Source organism: Variovorax sp. LjRoot84 (assembly GCF_964254305.1).
In the GTDB taxonomy this organism is placed as follows: Bacteria; Pseudomonadota; Gammaproteobacteria; order Burkholderiales; family Burkholderiaceae_C; genus Variovorax.
The window spans coordinates 2,476,624-2,497,930 of record NZ_CAXUTE020000001.1; the positions used below are offsets into that span (position 1 = coordinate 2,476,624).

A 21,307-nucleotide genomic window follows, 5' to 3' on the forward strand; every position below is an offset into this window, starting at 1 on the left:
CTTCCCGCATGACCAACATCGTCGTTGTTTTTCATTCGGGTTACGGCCACACGCAGCGCATTGCGCAGGCGGTGGCCGATGGCGCAGGCGCCCACCTGCTCGCGATCGACGCCGACGGCAAGCTCCCGGCCGGCGGCTGGGAGATGCTGGCGGCCGCGGACGCGATCATCATGGGTTCGCCCACCTACATGGGCAACGTGAGCTGGCAGTTCAAGAAGTTCGCCGATGCCTCCTCGAAGGTCTGGTACGTTCAGGGTTGGCGCAACAAGCTTTTCGCGGGCTTCACCAACAGCGCCGCCATGAACGGCGACAAGGACGCGACGCTGACCTACCTGTGGCACCTCGCCAGCCAGCACGGCGGCCTGTGGGTCAGCCTCGGCCTCATGCCGAGCAACGACCGTGCCGCGAAGCGCGATTCGATCAACTACGTCGGCGGCTACAACGGCCTGCTGACCACTTCGCCGACCGATGCCAGCCCGGCCGAGATGGCGAAGGGCGACCTCGAGACGGCCTATGCATTCGGCGAACGCGTGGCCGAAGTGGCAAGATCTCGATCGCCCCACGGAGAACCACGATGACCGAACCGCTGCTGCTGCTTCGACCGCATGACAAGGACCTGGGCGGAGGCTTCAGGGTCCGGCGCCTGCTGCCGGCGGCGAAGCGGCGATCGGTCGGGCCCTTCGTATTCTTCGATCATTTCGGCCCGGCGACCGAGCAGCCGGGCAACGAGCACGACGTGCGGCCGCATCCGCATATCGGCCTGGCCACCGTGACCTATCTTTTCGAGGGCGCGATGACGCATCGCGACAGCCTCGGCGTGGTGCAGGAGATCCGCCCCGGCGCGATCAACTGGATGACGGCGGGGCGCGGCATCGTGCACTCGGAGCGCAAGCCCGAGCATCTGCTCGATGCGAGCTATGTCAACCATGGTTTGCAGCTCTGGGCCGCGCTGCCGCAGGCCCACGAGGAAGTCGAGCCCAGCTTTTCCCACACGGCGGCTGAGCAGATCCCGGCACTCGAAGTGCAGGGCGTGGCCGTGCGGGTACTGGTGGGCGAAGCCTTCGGCGTGCGTTCGCCGGTGAAGACCTTCTCCAAGACGCTCTATCTCGACCTGCCATTGCCGGCCGGCGCGCGTTTCGAACTGCCGGCCTTGGCGCAGGAGATGGCTGTCTACGCGGTCGATGGCGAGATCCAGCTCGATGGCGAGCCCGTGGCGCAGCACACGATGGCCATGCTGCCGGAGGGCGAGGGCGGCATCTTCGAGACACGCGATGCCGTTCGCATCGTGGTCATCGGCGGCGAGCCGCTCGACGGCCCGCGCTTCATTACCTGGAACTTCGTCTCCAGCCGGCGCGAGCGCGTCCTCGAAGCCGGCGCCGATTGGTCCGCGCAGCGCATGGGCCATGTGCCCGGCGAGACCGAATTCATTCCACTGCCGGGACATCCGTTCCAGGTGCAGACGCCGGCCGATACCGGCACGACGCCGGTCTAGCGCTTGATCGCGATGTCCGGGTCCTCGGCGGCCCGGGCGCTGGCGCCGCTCGCACGCGCACTCAGGTCCGGCGCCAAAGTCTCGCGGCCGTCGAACACGAAGCACTCGCCGTGGTAGTGCGCGCCGCCGACCTGCTCGAAGTACTTGAGGATGCCGCCTTCGAGCTGAAGCACGTCGGCCACGCCTTCCTCGCGCATCAGGATCGCGGCCTTCTCGCAGCGGATGCCGCCGGTGCAGAAGCTCACCACCGTCTTGCCGGCCAGGTCTTCGCGGTGCTTCTTCAGCGCCTTCGGGAAATCGGTGAACTTGCCGATGCGCCAGTCGATGGCGCCGTCGAAGCTGCCGTGGTCGACCTCGAAGGCGTTGCGCGTGTCGAGCAGCGCGATCGGCTTGCCCGCGTCGTCGTGCCCCTGGTCGAGCCAGCGCTTGAGGGTGGGCGCATCGACACCCGGCGCGCGGCCCGCGGCGGGCTGGATGGCCGGATGGTCCATGCGGATGATCTCGCGCTTCAGCTTGACCAGCATGCGGCGGAAGGGCTGGGCTTCGGACCAGCTTTCCTTCGCTTCCAGATCGGCGAAACGCGGGTCGGCACGCAGGTCCCGGAGGAAGTCATGCGCGGCATCTTTCTCGCCCGCGAGGAACAGGTTGATGCCCTCGGGCGCGAGCAGGATGGTGCCCTTGAGCGCCAGCGCGTGGGTGGTGGCGCGCAGCGCGTCGCGCAGCAGCTCGCCGTCGTCGATGGCCACGAACTTGTAGGCCGCGATATTCAAAATCTCTTGCACGGAGCGCGATTGTAGGGAGAGCCAAACCACATGGTGGGGGTGCTGCTTTCTACAATGCGCACCATGTTCGTTCACCTGCGCCTGCACACCGAGTTTTCCGTCGTCGACGGCACCAACCGAATCGACGAAGTCGTCAAGGCCGCCGCGGCCGACCGGCAGCCGGCGTTGGCGATCACCGATCTCAACAACCTCTTCGGCGCGATCAAGTTCTACAAGGAAGCGCGCGGCAAGGGTGTCAAGCCGGTGCTGGGCGCCGAGGTGTTCCTCGAAGGCCTGGGCGCGGAGATCGGCGCGCTCACGCGCATCGTGCTGCTGGTGCAGAACATGGAAGGCTATCTGCACCTGTCCGAACTGCTGGCGCGCGCCTGGACGCAGAACGTGGGCCGCGGCCAGGCCCAGGCGGTCTGCAAGCTGGCCTGGATCGAGGAGTTGCAGGGCGGGTTGATCGCGCTCTCGGGCGCGCAGGCCGGCCCGCTCGGCGCGCCGCTGCTGCAGGGCCAGGCCGAGCGCGCGGCCGAGATCGCGCTGCAGTTGGCGGGGCTTTTTCCGCATCGCTTCTACATCGAACTGCAGCGCGCCGGCCGCCCCGAGGACGAGCCGCATGTGTTGGCCGCGGTGCAGCTGGCCGCAAGGCTCGGGCTGCCGGTGGTGGCAACGCACCCGGTGCAGTTCGCCACCGCCGAGGACTTCGAAGCGCACGAGGCGCGCGTCTGCATCTCGGAAGGCGAGATCCTCGGCAACCCGCGCCGTGTGCGCAAGTTCACGCAGGAGCAGTATTTCAAGTCCGCGGCCGAGATGGAAGCGCTCTTCGCCGACGTGCCGAGCGCGATCGCCAACACGGTCGAGATCGCCAAGCGCTGCAACCTCACGCTCGTGCTCGGCAAGCCGCAGCTGCCGAACTTCCCGACGCCCAACGGCATGCCGATCGAGGAGTACTTCCGCGTCGCCTCCTTCGAAGGTCTGGAGGAGCGTCTCGCGCACCTCTACCCCGACGCCGCCAAGCGCGATGCCGAGCGCCCGCGCTACGTCGAACGCCTCGAGTTCGAGATCAACACCATCCTGAAGATGGGTTTCCCGGGCTACTTCCTGATCGTGGGCGACTTCATCAACTGGGCCAAGAAGAACGGTTGCCCGGTCGGACCCGGCCGGGGCTCGGGCGCGGGCTCGCTGGTGGCCTATGCGCTGAAGATCACCGACCTCGATCCGCTCGAATACAAGCTGCTGTTCGAACGCTTCCTGAACCCCGAGCGCGTCTCGATGCCCGACTTCGACATCGACTTCTGCCAGGGCAACCGCGACCGCGTGATCGACTACGTGAAGGACAAGTACGGCCGCGACGCGGTGAGCCAGATCGCGACCTTCGGCACCATGGCCGCACGCGCCGCGATCCGCGACGTGGGCCGCGTGCTCGACATGAGCTACATGTTCTGCGACGGCATCAGCAAGCTGATCCCGAACAAGCCGGGGCAGCCGGTCACGATCCAGTACCCGCCTTCGCCCAAGCCCGAGGGCGACAAGAACAACTACGCGATCGAGATGGAGCCGCAGCTCGCGGCCCGCATCGAGAAGGAAGAAGAAGTCCGCATGCTGGTCGAGCTGGCGCAGAAGCTCGAAGGCATGACGCGCAACATCGGCATGCATGCGGGCGGCGTGCTGATCGCGCCGGGCAAGCTCACCGACTTCTGCCCGCTCTACCAGCAGCCGGGCAGCGACTCGGCCGTGAGCCAGTACGACAAGGACGACGTCGAAGCCATCGGCCTGGTGAAGTTCGACTTCTTGGGCTTGGCCACGCTCACCATCCTCGAGATCGCGAAGGAGTTCATCGTCCAGCGCCACAAGGGTCAGGAGAACTTCGCCTACGAGAACATCCGGCTCGACGACGCGCCGACCTACCGGCTCTTCGCCGAGGGCAAGACCGAGGCCGTGTTCCAGTTCGAATCGCGCGGCATGCAGGGCATGCTGAAGGACGCGCGGCCGACGCGGCTCGAAGACCTGATCGCGCTCAACGCGCTGTACCGTCCGGGCCCGATGGATCTGATCCCCAGCTTCGTCGCACGCAAGCACGGCCGCGAGACGGTGGAGTATCCGCATCCGCTGGTCGAAGAGATGCTCTCGGAGACCTACGGGATCATGGTCTACCAGGAACAGGTGATGCAGACCGCGCAGATCCTGGGCGGCTACTCGCTCGGCGGCGCCGACCTGCTGCGCCGCGCGATGGGCAAGAAGAAGGCCGAGGAGATGGCCGAGCACCGCGAGATCTTCCGCAAGGGCGCGGCGGTGAACGGCATCGACCAGCAGAAGGCCGACGAGATCTTCGACCTGATGGAGAAGTTCGCGGGCTACGGCTTCAACAAGTCGCACGCGGCCGCCTATTCGCTCCTGGCCTATCACACCGGCTGGCTCAAGGTCCACTACACGGCCGAGTTCTTCTGCGCCAACATGACGGTGGAAATGGACGACACCGACAAGCTCAAGGTGTTGTTCGAAGATGCGCAGAAGCACTTCGGCATGACCTTCGAGCCGCCGGACGTGAACCGCGGCAACTACCGCTTCGAGCCGGTCACCGACAAGGTCATTCGCTACGGGCTCGGTGCGGTCAAGGGCACGGGGCAATTGGCGGTCGAGGCGGTGGCCAAGGCGCGGAAAGAGGGCGGCCCCTTCAAGAGCCTGTTCGACTTCTGCGTGCGCGTGGACCGCCAGCGCATCAACAAGCGCACCGTCGAGGCGCTGATCAAGGCAGGTGCCTTCGATTCGCTGCAGCAGAACCGGGCCTCGCTGATCGCCTCGGTCGACCGCGCCTTCGAATTCGCGAGCGCGACCGAGGCCAACGCCTCGCAGGTCGATATCTTCGGCGACTGCGAGCACGGCTCTGCGACGCAGGAGCCCGAGCTCATCGACGCCACGCCCTGGGGCGTGAAGGAACGCCTGACCTACGAGAAGACGGCCATCGGCTTCTACCTGTCGGGCCACCTGTTCGACGAAGTGGCGCACGAGGTGCGGCGCTTCTGCAAGCGCGAGATCGACGACCTGATCGACAGCCGCGAGCAGCAGGTGATCGCCGGCATCGTGAGCGACTTCCGCGTCATCAACGGCCAGCGCGGCCGGCTGGCGATCTTCAAGCTGGACGACAAGTCGGGCGCCATCGACGCGACCGCCGACGAGGCGCTCTTCAACGCCAACCGCAACGTGCTGAAGGATGACGAACTGGTGATCGTGAGCGGCCGCCTGCAGCCGGGCCGCGGCGGCTTCGAGGCGCGCTTCCAGGTGCAGCAGGTGTGGGACCTGGCCGCAGCGCGCTGCCGCTTCGGCAAGTTCCTGCGCGTCGCGGTCAACGGCAAGGCGCCGGACATCGCGCGGCTGGTGCGCGACTTTCCGCCGCGCACCGAACAGAGCGAGCACGGCGAGCTGCTGCAGGGCTTGGCGGTGCGGCTGTCGATGGCGCGCGGCGGCGCGCAGGTCGAGCTGCAGCTGGGCGAGCGCGCGAAGTTCTTCCCGACCGACGCCGCGCTCGCGAGCTGGACGGCGCAGGCCGATGCGGGCCGCGCGGCGGTGGTCTACGAGTAGCGGGCGCTTTCAGCGCTGCTTTGGTTGAAGCACCACTGTCAGCGAAGGGAAGATGCGGCCATCTACGTCGCGCGGTACCTTTTCCGTTCTACGCAGCCCGCGCTCTGCGGCATCGTCCCAACTCGCCAAACCGCTCGATTTGCGTAGCTTGACACCCACGATCGTGCCATCGGGCGCCAAGTTGACGTCGAATTCCGCGGTCGGATTGCCGCTCACGAGATCGGCATCGGGGTAGACGATGTTGGGGCGCACAGCTGCCGCGATCCGAGCTCCGTAGCCGCCCGAAGGGCCGGAGGCCTTCAGCGCAGCCCCTTTCGAGTTGTCGTCACCGCTGGCGCCCGCCAGACCCTGCATGCGCTTGAGCGTGGCTGCACGGTCGGCCGCGGCCTGCGCAGCCGCCTTCGCATCGGCTTCCTTCTTCTTCGCGGCTTCGGCTTCCTGCTTCTTCTTCGCCTCGGCCAACTTCTGCTGCTGTTCCTTCTTGCGCTCGGCTTCGTCCTCGGCGCGCTCCCGGGCTTCCTGTTCCTTCTTCTCCTGCGCCGCTTTCTTCGCGGCTTCGAGCTTCTTCTGTTGCTGCTGCTCCAGCTCGCGCTCCTTCTGCTCCTTCAGCTTCTTCTCGCGTTCGAGCGCGATGTCGGGCGCACGCGGCGCCGGCGCGGGTTCGGGTGCTCGCGCCTGCGGGGGAGGTGGCGGCGGAGGGGGGGGTGCCGGCGTCGGTGCAGGCGCCGGAGTGGGTGGCGTCGGAACCGGCGGCGCAGTGAGGCGCGGCGCGGCCTGCTGCACGGTCGACGACCAGAGCTCGGCCTCGATCGCGCCGTCCTCCGCTTCGCGGCGCCAGCTCACGCCCCAGGTCAGCGCGATGATGAGCAGCCCATGCGCCAGCAGCGCCAGCAGCACGGCACGCGGCGTGCCGCGTTGCGGCGGCGGCGCGAACTCCGGGCGATCGGCGCCGAGCGACATCAGCGATGAGGCCAAGGCCATCACTTGGCACCAGTGGTCGTGACCGAAAGGCCGACGCGCTCGACGCCGCTCCTCTTGAGCGCGTTCATCGCCTTGACCACCGTCTCGTACTTGACCGACTTGTCGGCGCTGATGACCACCGGCCGCTGGTCGTCGCCGCCCTGCGCGGTCTTGGCCGCCGTGCCGATCTGCGTCATGGGGATCGAGGTGGCGCCGCTGCCGGTGGACGGGTCCTTCTTGATCTGGACCTCGTCGTCGCTCTTGATGACGATCTCGATCGGCTTGTCGGGCTGCTTGTTGGCGCGATCCACCGTGGGCAGGTTGATCACGCTCGGCGTGATCAGCGGCGCCGTGACCATGAAGATGATCAGGAGCACCAGCATCACGTCGATGAACGGGACCATGTTGATCTCGTTGATCGTTCGGCGGCCGCGGCCGCGGGAGGACATTGCTGGCATGGCGTGGTGCTCCGCTTCAGCGGCCGGTCGCCGGCGTCACCGATGCCGGGTTGACGTGGGCCGTCAGGTTGCGCTGCAGGATGTTCGAGAACTCTTCGATGAAGGTCTCGAGCGCGATCGCGATCTTGTCGATCTCGCGGGCGAAGCGGTTGTAGGCCACCACGGCCGGAATGGCGGCGAAGAGGCCGATGGCGGTGGCGACCAGCGCTTCTGCGATGCCGGGAGCGACGGTGGAGAGCGTCACCTGCGCCAGCGCTGCGAGGCCGGTGAAGGCATGCATGATCCCCCACACCGTGCCGAACAGGCCGACATAGGGCGAGACCGAACCGACGGTGGCGAGGAAGGACAGGTTCTGCTCCACCGCATCGAGCTCGCGCTGGAAGCTCGCGCGCATCGCGCGGCGTGCGCCGTCGAGCAGCGTGCCGGCGTCGGAGACATGGCGCTCGCGCAGCTTCTGGTACTCGCGCATGCCGGAAGCGAAGATGCGTTCCATCGGGCCGGCGAACTTGGCGTTCTGCGCAGCCGAGGAGAACAGTTCGTTCAAGCTGGTGCCGGACCAGAACTCGCGTTCGAAGTCGTCGTTGAGCGCGCGCGTGCGCTTGAGAGAGAAGAACTTGCGGAAGATGGCCGCCCAGCTGGCGACGGATACCACGAGCAGCAAGGCCACGACAAACTGCACCGGAAGGCTGGCATGGAGCAGGAGGGAAAGGATCGACAGGTCTTGATTCATGGCTTCTGAGGTTGAGACATGGAGCCGGCATGGCGCCCGAGGGTTCCCGAAACTTGGGGTGGGATGCGCGCGGGCCGCAGCGTGGCCGCGTCGACCCAGCCGATGCGGATCGTGCCTTCGCAAAGGACCGCAGTATCGGGCGCCGGGCCGGTGGCCGGACCGTGCTCTGAATTTGATAGCACGCGCTGGCCGATTATCAGGGACGCGGAGCCCATCTGACGCAGCTCGGCTGTAACCAGCAGTTCGTCGTCGAGCCGCGCCGGGCGGTGGTACTTGAGCTGCGTCTCGCTGACCACGAAGATGCCGCCGGTCTCTTCGCGCAGCCGGCCTTGCGCGATGCCGAGCGAGCGCAGCCACTCGGTGCGGGCACGCTCCATGTACTTGAGGTAGTTGGCATAGAAGACGATGCCGCCGGCATCGGTGTCTTCCCAGTAGACGCGGATTGGAAATGCAAAGCTCATGCAGCGACGGTGGCGCCGGCCCAGGCGCGCAGGCGCTCCACCGATTCCTCGAGATGCGCCATCGAGCTGGCCGTCGAGAAGCGCACGAAGCGGGCGGTTTCGGCCGAGCCGAAGTCGCGGCCCGGCGTGATCGCGAGATGGGCTTTCTTCATCGCTTCGAAGGCGAAGTCCCAGCTGTTCGAGATGCCGAGCTTCTCGCCGAAGGCAGAACAGTCGGCCCAGGCATAGAAGGCGCCGTCGGGCACCACCGGCACCTTGAGGCCCAGCGCGTCGAGCTGCGGAATGAACCAGTCGCGCCGGGCCTTGAACTCGGCGCGGCGGCGCTCGTACTCGGCGATGCTCTCGGGCTCGAAGCAGGCGAGCGCCGCATACTGCGAGACGGTGCTCGCGCAGATGAAAAGGTTCTGCGCCAGCCGCTCGACCACCGGCACCAGCGCATCGGGCACCACCAGCCAGCCGAGGCGCCAGCCGGTCATGTTGAAGTACTTGCTGAAGCTGTTGATGCTGATGACCTGGTCGTCGATCGCGAGCGCGGTGTGGCCGAAGGCGTCGTCGTAGGACAGGCCAAGGTAGATCTCGTCGATCAGCGTGATGCCGCCGCGCTTCGACACCACCTCGTGGATGCGGCGCAGCTCGTCGGGCGCGATCGAGGTGCCGGTCGGGTTGGAGGGCGATGCGAGCAGCACGCCGCGCGTGCGTTCGGTCCAGGCGTCTTCGACCTTGGCGGCGCTGAGCTGGAAGCGCTCGGCGGCCGTGGTCGACACCAGCACGGCACGGCCGTCGGCCGCGCTCACGAAGTGGCGGTTGCAGGGATAGCTGGGATCGGGCAGCAGCATCTCGTCGCCGGCCTCGATCAGCGCCAGGCAGGCCAGCTGCAGCGCGGCCGATGCACCGGCCGTGACGACGATGCGGCGCGCCGGCACGTCGGCGCCGAAGCGTTCGCGGTACCAGCCGCTGATGCGCTCGCGCAGGTGGTCGAGGCCGATCGCATGCGTGTACCGCGTCGCGCCCGCGCGCACGGCGCGTGCGGCGGCTTCTTGCACCAGCGGCGGCGCGGTGAAGTCGGGCTCGCCGATGTTGAGGAAGATCATCGGCCGATCGGTGTGCGCGACTTCGCGCGCCAGCGCGGAGGCCGCCTTGGCGACTTCCATCACGTAGAAGGGCTCGATGCGCTCGGCGCGCTTCGAAATTCTCATGGCCGTGCCTTGCCCGTCGCTCGATCGGCTTCGACCTCGGCCGGGCGCAGTTGCGGCGCGAGGCCGTTGAGCACCGCGTTCACGTACTTGTGGCCGTCGGTGCCGCCGAACTCCTTGGCGAGCTCGATGCATTCGTTCAGCACCACACGCCAGGGCACGTCGAGGCAGTGCTGGAATTCGTAGACGCCGATCCACATCACGGCGTGCTCGACCGGCGAGATCTCTTCGAGCTTGCGGTCGAGCAGCGGCACGATCAGCGCATCGAGCTCGCCCGCGGCCGCGATCGAGCCGTGCAGCAGCGCGTCGTAGTGCGCCGCGTCGGCCTTGTGGAAGCCGGCCAGGTCGCGCGTGAACTGGTCGATGGACGCGGCGTCGTTGCGTCCCACCAGGTGCTGGTAGAGCGCCTGCAGCGCGAACTCGCGCGCGCGGCTGCGGGTCGACTTGGCGGAGGCCTTGCGTGCGCCCGTGCTGGTCAGCCCCGTGCGGGATTGGCGCGGCTTGTCGCCGGCGGTCTTGTTGTCTTCGGTCATGAAAGGGTGGCGAGCAGCTGCGCCATCTCGACGGCCACGCGCGCCGCATCGCGGCCCTTGTCGGTCTGCCGCGCGATGGCCTGTTCGAGGTTTTCGGTGGTGAGGATCGCGTTGGCGACCGGGATGCGGTAGTCGAGCGCGATGCGGCTCACGCTCGCGCCCGATTCGTTGGCCACCAGCTCGAAGTGGTAGGTCTCGCCGCGGATGACGCAGCCCAGCGCGATCAGCGCCTGGTAGCGGTTGCGCTCGGCCAGGGCCTGCAGCGCGACCGGCACCTCGAGCGCGCCCGGCACGCTGACATGGTCGATGTCAGCGTCGGCGACGCCGAGCACTCGGAGCTCGCCCAGGCAGGCCTCGGCCAGGGCGTCGGTGATGTCTTCGTTGAAGCGCGCCTGCACGATGCCGATGCGCAGGCCCTTGCCGTCGAGCGTGACATCGCTGCCCTTGTTCGCGTGCTGCATTAGGCTTCCCGCCTCGCGTGTGTGTTCTTCTTCATTGCTCTTCTTTCGTGATGTAGCCCGCGATCTCCAGGCCGTAACCTGCTGCCATGCTGGGCATGCGGCGCGGTGTGCCCAACAGGTTCATCCTGTGCACGCCGCACTCGCGCAGGATCTGCGCGCCGATGCCGTAGCTGCGCAGATCCATGCGCCCACGTTCCGGCGCCTGCGCGGGCCGTGCAGTGCCGTCGAACTGCGACAGCAGCTCGGCGCCAGTCTCGCCGCAGTTGAGCAGCACGGCCACGCCCTTGCCTTCGGCCGCGATGTGGGCCAAGCTGGCATCGAGGCTCCACGAGTGCAGCGAACGGTTGACTTCCAGCGCGTCGAGCACCGAGAGCGGCTCGTGCACGCGCACGTCCACCGTGTCGCCCGGATTCCAGTTGCCGCGCACCAGCGCCAGGTGCACGCCGTGGCTGGGCTTGTCGCGGAAGGCATGGGCGGTGAACCAGCCCCAGGCGGTGTGGATTTCGCGGCAGCCGACCTTTTCGACCAGCGACTCGGTGCGGCTGCGGTGCTCGATCAGTGCGGCGATGGTGCCGATCTTGATGCCGTGCTCGGCGGCGAAGAGCTGCAGGTCGGGCAGCCGCGCCATGGTGCCGTCCTCGTTCATCACCTCGCAGATCACGGACGCGGGCGAGCAACCGGCCATGGCGGCGAGGTCGCAGCCGGCCTCGGTGTGGCCTGCGCGCATCAGCACGCCGCCGTCGACCGCCTGCAGCGGAAAGATATGGCCGGGCTGCACCAGGTCGGCCGCGACGGCATTCGGTGCGACGGCGGCCTGCACGGTGCGCGCGCGGTCGGCGGCGGAAATGCCGGTGGTCACGCCCTCGGCCGCCTCGATTGACACGGTGAAGGCGGTCGAGTGCTTGGCGCCGTTGCGCGCCACCATCGGCGGCAGCTGAAGCCGCTCGCACATCTCGCGGGAGAGCGTGAGGCAGATCAGGCCGCGCGCATGGCGTGCCATGAAGTTGATGGCCTCGGGCGTCACGTGGTCGGCCGCGAGCACGATGTCGCCCTCGTTCTCGCGGTCCTCCTCGTCGACCAGGATCACCATGCGGCCCGCGGCGAGCTCGGCCACGATCTCTTCGACCGACGAAATCGGCGCGGGCGCCCGGCCGCTGCGCGGGGCGGTGATCGGCGTGACGGAGGCGTTCATGGGGTCTTGTCTTTCTGTGGGACGGGCAGGGCGCCGGCCTGGAGCATGCGCTCCACGTAGCGGGCGACGGTGTCGATCTCGAGGTTGACGCGGCTGCCTTGCTTCAGGCTGCCGAGCGCGGTGTTTTCGACCGTGTGCGGAATCAGGTTGATGCTGATCTCGCTGCCGTCAGCGCCGTCGCTCACGCTGTTGACCGTGAGGCTCACGCCGTTGACGGTGATCGAGCCCTTGTAGGCCAGGAAGCGGGCGAGCGCGGGCGGCGCCAGCACACGCAGCTCCCAGCTTTCGCCCACCGGCGCGAAATGGCTGACCGTGCCGATGCCGTCCACGTGGCCCGACACGATGTGGCCGCCGAGCCGGTCGCTGGCGCGCAGTGCCTTCTCGAGGTTGACGCGGCCCGCTTCTTCGGCGAGGCCGGCCGTCTTGTCCAGCGATTCGGCCGAGATGTCGATGGTGAAGAGCTGCTTCGCCGGGTCGAGGGAGGTGACGGTCATGCAGGCGCCGTTGAGCGCGATGCTGTCACCGAGACCCACGTCGGCCAGATAGCCGTCGGGCACCGCGATGCTGAGCCGCTTGCCGTGGGATGAAGAGCTGCCGAGGTCGTGGACGGCGGCGATGCGCCCCACGCCGGTAATGATTCCGGTGAACATCGGGGCATTTTCGCAGAGATGCGAAGGCCGCTCGGCCAAACCCTAAAAGCGGTCTCGACCAGCGACCCGGGCGACGATTCGCAGGTCCGGGCCGACCGGCTCGAAGGACTTGAATTCGAGCGCCAATGCATCGCCAAGCACGGTCAGGGGGCCCGATGCATGCGGCTGGCTGGCCATGGCGAGCCCGTCTCCGATGAACTTTGGCGCCAAGTAAACCAGCAGTTCGTCGACCAGCCCTTCGCGGATCAGCGAGCCGTTGAGCTTGTGGCCAGCCTCGACATGGAGTTCATTGACCTCGCGCACGGCGAGATCGCGCAGCATGGCCGCGAGGTCGACCTTGCCCTGGGGGTTGGCGAGGTAGCTGACCGTCGCGCCATTGGCCTCCAGCGCGGCCTGCCTGGCGTCGTTCCGGTTGGCGGCATAGATCCAGACGGGCCGGGCCGCGCCGAAGATCTTTGCCTCCGGCGGCGTCTGCAAATGGCTGTCGACCACCACGAGATGGGGCTGCCGCGGCGTTGGGACCAGCCGCACATCGAGGCGCGGATCGTCTTCGAGTACGGTGCCGACACCCGTCAGTACCGCACTTGCGCGCGCGCGCCAGGCGTGGCCGTCTGTGCGCGCTGCTTCCGAAGTGATCCATTGGCTGGTGCCGTTGGCCAGCGCCGTCTTGCCGTCGAGCGAAGCGGCGACCTTGAGCCGCACCCAGGGCGTCTTGCGGACCATGCGGCTGAAAAAGCCGAGGTTGAGTTCACGCGATTCATCAGCGCCCGCGCCGACCTCCAATTCGACGCCGGCGGCGCGCAGGCGCTCGAAACCCTGGCCGGCGACCAGCGGATTGGGATCGGCGATGGACGCCACGACTTTCTTGATGCCGGCCGCGATCAATGCGTCGCAGCAGGGGCCGGTGCGGCCATGGTGCGAGCAGGGCTCGAGCGTCACATAGGCCGTGGCGCCTTTGATCGGGCAATTGCGGGCGGCGGCGTCGCGCAAGGCCATGATTTCCGCATGAGGGCCGCCCACCGTTTGCGTGGAGCCTTGACCGATCACCGCGCCTTCTTCGTCGAGCAGAACGCAACCGACACGGGGATTCGGCTCCGCCTCGACGCTCGCCTGACGGGCGAGATCGAGCGCCTGCGCCATGGCCTGGATATCTCTATTCATGGGGGCGTCAATTCGCAATTCTTCAAATTCAGAAATTCAGATTTGATTCAGATTTAGCGAGATTTCCGCTGATCCTTCAATTCAGTCCGTTTGTCGAAAGATTTATTCATGCATCGCTTCCGGAATTTAGACTTCGCGCCGAATCGATTGAGCCAGGGGAGGAAGTTCGCGCCGGCCTGTCGGCGCGGATTGAATGTATGAAGCGACCATTTTGCTCGGGCCGGGGCGGGTCTCGCCGGCGACCTGCAGGGATTTGCGGTTTTACTCTCGTCGAACTGTTGGTCGTGGTTGCGCTCTTGGCGACCCTGGCGTCGTTGGCTGTGCCGAGCTTCAACTCATTCCTCGCACGGCGTGCCGTAGACGCCACGGCAGATGGCCTCCGACGCCTGCGGTGCTCTGACGATCACGAATACCGGCGTCAGAGGTGTGCCGCTTCCGGTGCGTCTCAGATATCCCGCAGCAACTGCCGGAACTCGTCCACATCCTCAAAGCTTCTGTAAACCGAAGCAAAGCGCACGTACGCCACCTTGTCCATGCGCTTGAGCTCCCGCATCACCAGTTCGCCCACCTTGGTCGATTCGATTTCCCGCAAGCCGCTGGACAGGAGCTTCTGCTCGATGCGCAGCAGCGCATGGTCGATCTGCTCGATGCTCACCGGCCGCTTGCGCAGCGCCAGCATCATCGAGGCGCGGACCTTCTTGGGATCGAAGTCGGCGCGGCTGCCGTCCTTCTTGACCACGACCGGGAAATTGACGTCCGGCCGTTCGTAGGTGGTGAAGCGCTTGTCGCAGGCGCCGCACTGCCGGCGGCGCCGCACAAAGTCGCCGTCTTCCGAAACGCGGGTCTCGACGACCTGCGTTTCGAGGTGACCGCAAAAGGGGCACTTCATGCGGTCACTTTCGGTTCAACCGTAGACGGGAAAGCGGCTGGTCAGTGCATGCACCTTCGCACGCACCGCTTCGATGGTGGCGGCATCGCGCGGGTTGTCCAGCACGTCGGCGATCAGGTTCGCGGTGGCGCGCGCCTCCTCGTCCTTGAAACCGCGCGTGGTCAGCGCCGGGGTGCCGATGCGCACGCCGCTTGTGACCATCGGCTTTTCCGGATCGTTCGGGATCGCGTTCTTGTTGATCGTCATGTGGGCGCTGCCCAGCACGGCCTCGGCTTCCTTGCCGGTGATGCCCTTGGCGCGCAGGTCGACCAGCATCACATGGCTCTCGGTGCGGCCGCTCACGATGCGCAGGCCGCGCCCGGTGAGCGTTTCGGCAACGATCTGCGCGTTCTTGACCACCTGCTGCTGGTAGGCCTTGAACTCGGGCGAGAGCGCCTCCTTGAAGGCCACCGCCTTGGCCGCGATCACGTGCATCAGCGGTCCGCCCTGCAGGCCCGGGAAGATGGCGCTGTTGATCGCCTTCTCGTGCTGCGACTTCATCAGGATGATGCCGCCGCGCGGTCCGCGCAGGCTCTTGTGGGTGGTGGAGGTCACCACGTCCGCGTGCGGCACGGGGTTCGGGTAGACGCCGGCGGCGACCAGACCCGCGTAGTGGGCGATGTCGACCATGAAGATGGCGCCGACGTCCTTGGCCACCTTGGCGAAGCGCTCGAAATCGATGCGCAGCGAGTAGGCCGATGCGCCCGCGATGATCAACTTGGGCATCGATTCGTGCGCCTTGCGCTCCATCGCGTCGTAGTCGATCTCTTCCTTGTCGTTCAGGCCGTAGCTCACGACGTTGAACCACTTGCCACTCATGTTGAGCGGCATGCCGTGGGTCAGGTGGCCGCCTTCGGCCAGGCTCATGCCCATGATGGTGTCGCCAGGCTTCAGGAAGGCCAGCATGACGGCCTCGTTGGCTGAGGCGCCGCAATGCGCCTGCACGTTGGCCGCGTCGGCGCCGAAGAGCTGCTTGACGCGGTCGATCGCCAGCTGCTCGGCCACGTCGACATGTTCGCAGCCGCCGTAATAGCGCTTGCCGGGATAGCCTTCGGCGTACTTGTTGGTGAGCTGCGTGCCTTGCGCGGCCATCACGGCAGGCGACGCGTAGTTCTCGCTCGCGATCAGCTCGATGTGCTGTTCCTGCCGGGCGTGCTCGGCCTGGATGGCGGCCCAGATTTCGGGATCGGTCTGTTCGACCAGGATATTGCGGTTGTACATGGCAGTCCTTTAAGACGATGGTCCTTGTTCTTCAACCAAACAAGGGCTGCCCAGGCGAACGGCTGAACGCCTGCTCAAGACCGCGGGCGGCACGCTTCCCAGTGGTGTTCCACGTCAGCGCAATGCACCTGAAAAGGGTTGCGCCTATCGCCAGTCGCGTGCCGGTCGAGTGTAGCTGACGGCGATGGCCGCCGTCTTCGAAAGGGCCTACAGATCGGACAGCAACGCCACGCTCTGCGTGTTCGCTTCCGGCTTGGCGGGTGCCACCACGGGCAGCGGCTGCGCCCGCATGCCGGGCGGTGTCGGCGTGGTGGTGGGCGGCGTGCGTCCGCCGACCACCTGCTGCAGGCGCGCATGTTCGGCCAGCACCTTGCCGGCATAGCCGCCGTCGTCGGGCAGATTGGCGGCGCCGACATAGAACTTGAGGCCGCCCTCGAGCGAACCTGCGCGCGCGATGCATTCCTGCAGCACCTTGACGCCCACGCGCATGTTGGTCACCGGATCGAAGGCGGTCAGGGTGCCGCCCGCGCGTTCGTACTTCTCGCCGTGCACGCGGGTCATCACCTGCATCAGGCCCTGGGCGCCGACCTGGCTCTGGGCAAAGGGGTTGAAGCTGGATTCGACCGCCATGATGGCCAGGATCAGGGTCGGGTCGAGCTTGGTGCGCTTGCCGAGTTCGAAGGCTTCGGCCACCAGCACGCTCAACGGCTCGACGGCCACGCGGTACTTCTTGCTCAGCCAGTAGGCGACGGCGGCCTGCTGCTTGGGCAGCTCGTGCGGGCTCGCCGCCGTGGTGCGGTCGATGGCCGTCGGCTCGAGATCGGTTGCCTCCGGCGGCGGCTTGCGCGACTGGAGCCAGCCCATGAGCTGTTCTTCGCCGGACTGGCGCAGGTCCGGGCGCGCGGCCAGCGCCAGCGCAGCGAACACGATGGCCAAGCCGACCAGGGCAAAGCCGTTGTGGGTGATCTCGAAAAAACCGTCGGCCACATCGGACACGACGGTCCGCAGCCCGCGGGCCGTGGCTTCAAACGCCTGTTTCATCGCTCTTCCTTTCTGTGCGGCACCTGAGTCGCAGCGCCAGAAGGGCGATGGTCGAAGGCAGCGGCGCTTGGATTGGTACGAATCAGGTTCCGCGCAAGGAGGGGGAGTGGAGCGCGGCCACCTGACTAAGCCGAAAGAATTCAGCAGCGGATATTGGTGGAGTCCCGGCTGCCAAGTGGCGGCGGGGGCAACGCGGATTCTAGGAGGGGCTAAATACACGGTCAAGAATAAGGATTTGAGTTTTTATGCTACCAAGGCTTGAAAAGAAGAGGGGCGAATCGCCGGCCGACGATCCATTGAAAAGCTTATTTGCAATCCTTGGAGCGCGCGCCTACCCTGAGGAGGCCTGAGCTTTCAGGCGTTAAACCAAGGTCCAGCAACCGGGAGAGCAATCGAACGGTTCAGCGGCCGAGGCCCAACGGTGGCAATCTCTTGCTGCCAGCACGGTCGGAACAAATTCACTTCCGGTCGAGCGAAAAGATGGCATGGGCGTTGCGCCCGCCATCGAGCCCGGAGGCCAGACTTCGCGTCGAGCCACCGGGCTTTCTTCTTTCTGGGAAGGCGCTCGCACTTTTGCGGCACACTCGCCCCCGATGATGAATGCTGCTTCGCTGAAACAGAACAAATGGGTGCGACGGGGAGTGCTGGCGTTGCTGGTGCTGCTCGGTCTCTGGCTGCTTGCCTGGTTGGCGGTGCCGCCGATCGCCAAGAGCCAGATCCAGAAGATCGCGAGCGAAAAGCTGGGTCGCCAGGTCACGGTCGGCAAGATCGACTTCAAGCCCTGGACGCTCGAGCTGACGCTGAAGGACCTGCGCATCGCCACGGCCGACGGCAGCCAGCCCCAGGTGGCGGTGGCGCGCATCTATGCCGATGCGGAGCTGCAATCGATCCTGCGTCTGGCGCCGGTGATCGATGCCATTGCCATCGACGCGCCGGCCATCCTGCTGACGCACCTGGCGGACGGCAAGTACGACATCGACGACATCCTGGCCAAGCTCGCCAGCGCGCCCGACGCGCCCAAGAGCGAGCCGCCGCGCTTCGCGATCTACAACATCGCCATCACCGGCGGCGCGGTCGATTTCGACGACCAGACCGTCAAGCGCAGGCACGAGCTGCGCGACCTCGTGCTCAAGGTACCCTTTCTCAGCAATCTGCCTTCGCAGCGCGAAATCAAGACCGAGCCCAAGCTGGCCTTCGTCCTGAACGGCAGCGGATTCGATTCGGCCGCTTTCGCCACGCCCTTCGCGGAAAGCCGCAAGACCGACGCGCAGGTGCACTTCAAGGATCTGGACCTGGTGCCTTACCTGGGCTACATCCCCGGCGGCCTGCCGGTCGCCCTGCGCGCCGGCAAGCTCGACGCGGACCTCAAGATCGACTTCGAACGCACCGCCACCGCGGGCCTCAAGCTCTCCGGCACGGTCGCGGCGCACAGCATCAAGCTGGCGGATTCGAAGGGGCGCGATCTGCTCGGCTTCGATTCGCTCAAGGTCGCGCTGGCCGACGTCCGGCCGCTGGAGGGCGTGGTGCATCTGGGCGAGGTGGCGCTGGCCGCGGCGCAGCTGGTCGTGGCGCGCGATGCAGCCGGGCAGCTCAACCTGCTGGCCACCGACCGGGCCACCGGCGCAACCGAAAAAGTGACACCCGCCGCGGCACCCAACACGAACGGCGAACCTGTACCGAAGCCGGCCGAGCAGCCGGCCTGGCGGATTCGGGTCGACAAGCTGGCGCTTTCCGGCGGCGAGATCGGCTGGCGCGACCAGACCACCCAGCCGGCCGCGGCCATCGACGTGAAGCAGCTCAACATCGAAGCCAGCGCCCTGACCTGGCCGATGGACAAGCCGGCGCCTTTCAGCGGTTCCACCTCGGTCGGCGGGGCCCCCCTCAAGTTCAGCGGCGAGGCGACCGACAAGGTGGCCAAGGTCCAGACCGAGGTTGAGGGCTTGCCGTTGTCGCTGGCGGCCCCGTACCTCGCGCAGAGCCTGGAGCCCACGCTCGACGGCAAGCTCAGCGGCCAGATCGACGTGGCCTGGGCCCAGCCCGATCTGAAGCTCAAGGCGCGCCGCGTCGCGGCCGACGGGCTCGCGCTGACGCAGGCCAAGACCGCGCTGGCGAGCGTCGGGCGCTTCGAGCTCGTGGATGCCGAAGTCGACATGACGAAGCACACGCTCGCGATCGCTTCGTTCACGGCCACCAGCCCCAAGGTCGTCGTCGAGCGCGACAACGAAAAGCGCTGGATGTTCGAACGCTGGCTGAAAACCCCGGCGGGCGGCAGCCAGAGCAACGGCGCGGCTGCCAAGGTCGCGGCTCCCAAGCCCGCCGGGGCGGCCGCTGCGCCGGGCGCCAACACCAAGCCGTGGGAGCTTTCCATCGGCACGGTGGCGGTCGACAATGGCGCGCTCTCTTATTCGGACAAGGCCGGCGCCACACCGGTGGCCTTCGAGATCAGCGCGCTGAAACTCAACGCGCAGAAGATCGCTCCCAACAGCGCCACCGCTTCGCCCTTGCAGCTTTCGGGGCGCATCGGTGCCGGCCGCGCGGAAGCCGGGCGCTTCGATTACAAGGGTTCGGTCGTGCTCAAGCCGGTGGCGGCCGAGGGTCGGCTGGAGGTGGCCGCCATTCCGGCCCATGCCTTCAAGGCCTACTACGCCGATGCACTGAACATCGACATCCGGCGCGCGTTCGCCAACTACCGCGGCACGGTCAAGTTCGCGACGGCACCCGCGGGCATGAGTCTCAAGCTGGCCGGCGATACGGCGCTGGACGACTTCCGCGCCAACAGCGCAGCGCTGACCCAGTCGCCGGGCTTGGCGACCCGCAGCAACCAGATCCTGAGCTGGAAGACGCTGAGCCTGCGTGGCCTGCAAGTCAACATGGCGCCCAGCGCGCCGCTGGCCGTGGACGTGCGCGAAACCACCCTGACCGACTTCTTCGCCCGCGTGATCGTCGATCCGACCGGTCGCCTCAACCTGCAGGACCTCACCAAGAAGCCCGGCCAGACGACCGCCGCCGTAGCGCCGGCAGGCGAACCCACCACGCGCCGCAGCCTCGGCGGCACGACCACCACGACCACCGCCAAGCCCGCCGCACGCTCGGGCGGCGCCCCCGTCTCGGCGGAAGCCATGGTCGGCGGCGCAACCGAGACCGCCGCACTGGCCCCGGCGGCTGTGGCCAAAGCGCCTGCGCCCGACAGCGGCGGCCCGGCGCCGGTCATCAATTTCGGTCCGATGAGCATGGTCAACGGACGCATCGATTTCACCGATCTGTTCGTCAAGCCCAATTATTCCGCCGACCTCAGCGAGCTGACCGGCAAGCTCAGCGCCTTCTCGTCGAAGCCGCAAGGCGACAAGCCAGCGCTGGCCGATCTCGAATTGCGCGGCAAGGCGCAGCAAACCGCCCAGCTCGAGATCACCGGCAAGCTCAATCCGCTGGCCAAGCCGCTCGAACTCGACATCACGGCCAAGATGCGCGAGCTCGATCTGCCGCCGCTGTCGCCGTACTCGGTGCGCTACGCCGGGCACGGCATCGAGCGCGGCAAGCTCAGCATGAACGTCACCTACAAGATCACGCCCGACGGCCAGCTCACCGCCACCAACAAGCTGGTGCTCAACCAGCTGCAGTTCGGCGACGAAGTGCAGGGTGCGCCGAACAGCCTGCCGGTGCGCCTGGCCGTCGCCCTGCTGGCCGACCGCAATGGCGTGATCGACATCGACTTTCCCGTCAGCGGCTCGCTCAACGATCCGCAGTTCAGCCTCGGCCCGCTGATCTTCAAGGCGATCGTGAACCTGATCGTCAAGGCCGCCACCTCGCCGTTCAGCCTGCTCACGGGCGGACTGGGCGGCGGCAGCGGCGAGTCGAGCGCGATCACTTTCGCGCCCGGCAGTTCGGATCTTTCGCCGGCCGCCAAGGAAAGCCTCGACAAGGTTGTGAAGGCGCTCACGGACCGACCCGGGCTGCAGATGACCGTGGTCGGCACCGCCAGCCTCGAGCAGGAGCGCGAGGCCTACCAGCGCCAGCGCCTGCGCACACTCGCCCAGACCGAGAAACGCCGCGCCGCGGCGCGCAGCGGCAGCCAGAATGCAGCCGAAGTCACGCCCCTCACCGATGCCGAATACCCGGAGTTGCTGGCCGCGGTGTACAAGCGCTCCGAGATCACCAAGCCGCGCAACATGATCGGGCTGGCGAAGGATCTTCCGACCAAGGAGATGGAAGACCTGCTCATGGCCAGCATCCCGGTCGACGAGGAATCGATGCGGCAACTCGCCGTGGTGCGCGGCGCCGTGGTGCGCGACTACCTGCTGGCCCAGAAGCTTCCCAGCGAGCGGCTGTTCCTCGGTGCCGTGCGTACGAAGGCTGCCGGCAACGATTGGAAACCAGGTGCCGAACTGAATCTGGCGACCCGCTGAAAGCAGGGCACAAGTCGGTGAAAATGGCGGAGTGCGCCGGCAAATGCCGGCGCCTTCGCTTTTCTTCTTCAGATAAC

19 protein-coding genes and 1 riboswitch are annotated in these 21,307 nt (G+C 66.8%); of the genes, 5 read left to right on the forward strand and 14 right to left on the reverse strand.

Translation table 11 applies throughout. The annotated features are described in order from the left end of the window. Positions 1-8 precede the first annotated feature (8 nt). Together ACSQ9I_RS12615 and ACSQ9I_RS12620 are read left to right on the forward strand one after the other, a co-directional pair. Positions 9-578 (forward strand): flavodoxin family protein, encoded by a 570-nt coding sequence (locus tag ACSQ9I_RS12615; RefSeq protein WP_436313392.1) that lies wholly within the window; start codon positions 9-11, stop codon positions 576-578. Beyond that, entirely contained in the window at positions 575-1,492 is a 918-nt protein-coding gene (locus tag ACSQ9I_RS12620; RefSeq protein WP_436313393.1) for a pirin family protein, read from the forward strand. Before ACSQ9I_RS12615 ends, ACSQ9I_RS12620 begins: the two co-directional genes overlap by 4 nt. Here the strand turns inward: ACSQ9I_RS12620 and ACSQ9I_RS12625 are convergent. Next, positions 1,489-2,274, reverse strand: coding sequence for a sulfurtransferase (locus ACSQ9I_RS12625; RefSeq protein ID WP_436313394.1), 786 nt, complete (start codon positions 2,272-2,274; stop codon positions 1,489-1,491). The two genes, ACSQ9I_RS12620 and ACSQ9I_RS12625, sit on opposite strands and share 4 nt — an antisense overlap. A 63-nt stretch (positions 2,275-2,337) precedes the next feature. On the opposite strand from ACSQ9I_RS12625, the gene dnaE reads away from it, so the two are divergent. Continuing rightward, the gene (gene dnaE / locus ACSQ9I_RS12630; protein WP_436313395.1) at positions 2,338-5,838 is read left to right on the forward strand and encodes a DNA polymerase III subunit alpha; all 3,501 of its coding nucleotides are present in this window, start codon (positions 2,338-2,340) and stop codon (positions 5,836-5,838) included. Between the two features lie 9 nt (positions 5,839-5,847). Here dnaE and tolA read toward each other — a convergent pair whose 3' ends face one another. The 10 genes from tolA to ribD are packed head-to-tail and all read right to left on the reverse strand — an operon-like array spanning position 5,848 to position 13,637. Continuing rightward, positions 5,848-6,798: a cell envelope integrity protein TolA gene (gene tolA / locus ACSQ9I_RS12635; protein WP_436315747.1), complete on the reverse strand. Its 951-nt coding sequence runs from the start codon at positions 6,796-6,798 to the stop codon at positions 5,848-5,850. 20 nt (positions 6,799-6,818) lie between these two features. Further along, entirely contained in the window at positions 6,819-7,256 is a 438-nt protein-coding gene (locus ACSQ9I_RS12640; protein WP_093109120.1) for an ExbD/TolR family protein, read from the reverse strand. 16 nt (positions 7,257-7,272) lie between these two features. Beyond that, entirely contained in the window at positions 7,273-7,986 is a 714-nt protein-coding gene (gene tolQ, locus ACSQ9I_RS12645; protein ID WP_093109121.1) for a protein TolQ, read from the reverse strand. Then, positions 7,983-8,447, reverse strand: a complete 465-nt coding sequence (gene ybgC, locus ACSQ9I_RS12650) for a tol-pal system-associated acyl-CoA thioesterase (RefSeq protein WP_093109122.1) — start codon at positions 8,445-8,447, stop codon at positions 7,983-7,985. Before ybgC ends, tolQ begins: the two co-directional genes overlap by 4 nt. Further along, a complete protein-coding gene (locus ACSQ9I_RS12655; RefSeq protein WP_436313396.1) occupies positions 8,444-9,643 on the reverse strand; it encodes a pyridoxal phosphate-dependent aminotransferase in 1,200 nt (399 codons plus the stop codon). Before ACSQ9I_RS12655 ends, ybgC begins: the two co-directional genes overlap by 4 nt. Then, positions 9,640-10,173 carry a transcription antitermination factor NusB gene (nusB, locus tag ACSQ9I_RS12660; protein ID WP_093109124.1) on the reverse strand — a complete coding sequence of 178 codons (534 nt, stop codon included), beginning with the start codon at positions 10,171-10,173 and terminating at the stop codon, positions 9,640-9,642. The genes ACSQ9I_RS12655 and nusB overlap by 4 nt, the downstream gene beginning before the upstream one ends. Continuing rightward, positions 10,170-10,634 carry a 6,7-dimethyl-8-ribityllumazine synthase gene (gene ribH, locus ACSQ9I_RS12665; RefSeq protein ID WP_436313397.1) on the reverse strand — a complete coding sequence of 155 codons (465 nt, stop codon included), beginning with the start codon at positions 10,632-10,634 and terminating at the stop codon, positions 10,170-10,172. The genes nusB and ribH overlap by 4 nt, the downstream gene beginning before the upstream one ends. 31 nt (positions 10,635-10,665) lie before the next feature. After that, positions 10,666-11,826, reverse strand: coding sequence for a bifunctional 3,4-dihydroxy-2-butanone-4-phosphate synthase/GTP cyclohydrolase II (gene ribBA / locus ACSQ9I_RS12670; protein ID WP_436303774.1), 1,161 nt, complete (start codon positions 11,824-11,826; stop codon positions 10,666-10,668). Next, positions 11,823-12,476, reverse strand: a complete 654-nt coding sequence (locus tag ACSQ9I_RS12675) for a riboflavin synthase (RefSeq protein WP_093109257.1) — start codon at positions 12,474-12,476, stop codon at positions 11,823-11,825. Before ACSQ9I_RS12675 ends, ribBA begins: the two co-directional genes overlap by 4 nt. Positions 12,477-12,518: 42 nt before the next feature. Next, positions 12,519-13,637, reverse strand: coding sequence for a bifunctional diaminohydroxyphosphoribosylaminopyrimidine deaminase/5-amino-6-(5-phosphoribosylamino)uracil reductase RibD (gene ribD / locus ACSQ9I_RS12680; RefSeq protein WP_436313398.1), 1,119 nt, complete (start codon positions 13,635-13,637; stop codon positions 12,519-12,521). A 197-nt stretch (positions 13,638-13,834) separates the two neighbouring features. On the opposite strand from ribD, the gene ACSQ9I_RS12685 reads away from it, so the two are divergent. After that, the gene (locus ACSQ9I_RS12685) at positions 13,835-14,137 is read left to right on the forward strand and encodes a prepilin-type N-terminal cleavage/methylation domain-containing protein (RefSeq protein WP_436313399.1); all 303 of its coding nucleotides are present in this window, start codon (positions 13,835-13,837) and stop codon (positions 14,135-14,137) included. Here the strand turns inward: ACSQ9I_RS12685 and nrdR are convergent. The 3 genes from nrdR to ACSQ9I_RS12700 form a co-directional block, all read right to left on the reverse strand. Then, on the reverse strand, positions 14,083-14,526 hold the full coding sequence (gene nrdR, locus ACSQ9I_RS12690) for a transcriptional regulator NrdR (protein ID WP_093109128.1): 444 nt from the start codon (positions 14,524-14,526) through the stop codon (positions 14,083-14,085). The two genes, ACSQ9I_RS12685 and nrdR, sit on opposite strands and share 55 nt — an antisense overlap. 15 nt (positions 14,527-14,541) lie before the next feature. Beyond that, positions 14,542-15,786: a serine hydroxymethyltransferase gene (glyA, locus tag ACSQ9I_RS12695; RefSeq protein ID WP_436292486.1), complete on the reverse strand. Its 1,245-nt coding sequence runs from the start codon at positions 15,784-15,786 to the stop codon at positions 14,542-14,544. A 41-nt stretch (positions 15,787-15,827) separates the two neighbouring features. Continuing rightward, positions 15,828-15,954: riboswitch (ZMP/ZTP riboswitch) on the reverse strand. Between the two features lie 39 nt (positions 15,955-15,993). Beyond that, a complete protein-coding gene (locus tag ACSQ9I_RS12700; RefSeq protein ID WP_436292487.1) occupies positions 15,994-16,827 on the reverse strand; it encodes a transglycosylase SLT domain-containing protein in 834 nt (277 codons plus the stop codon). Between the two features lie 596 nt (positions 16,828-17,423). On the opposite strand from ACSQ9I_RS12700, the gene ACSQ9I_RS12705 reads away from it, so the two are divergent. After that, entirely contained in the window at positions 17,424-21,230 is a 3,807-nt protein-coding gene (locus ACSQ9I_RS12705) for a DUF748 domain-containing protein (protein WP_436315748.1), read from the forward strand. Positions 21,231-21,307: the final 77 nt, after the last annotated feature.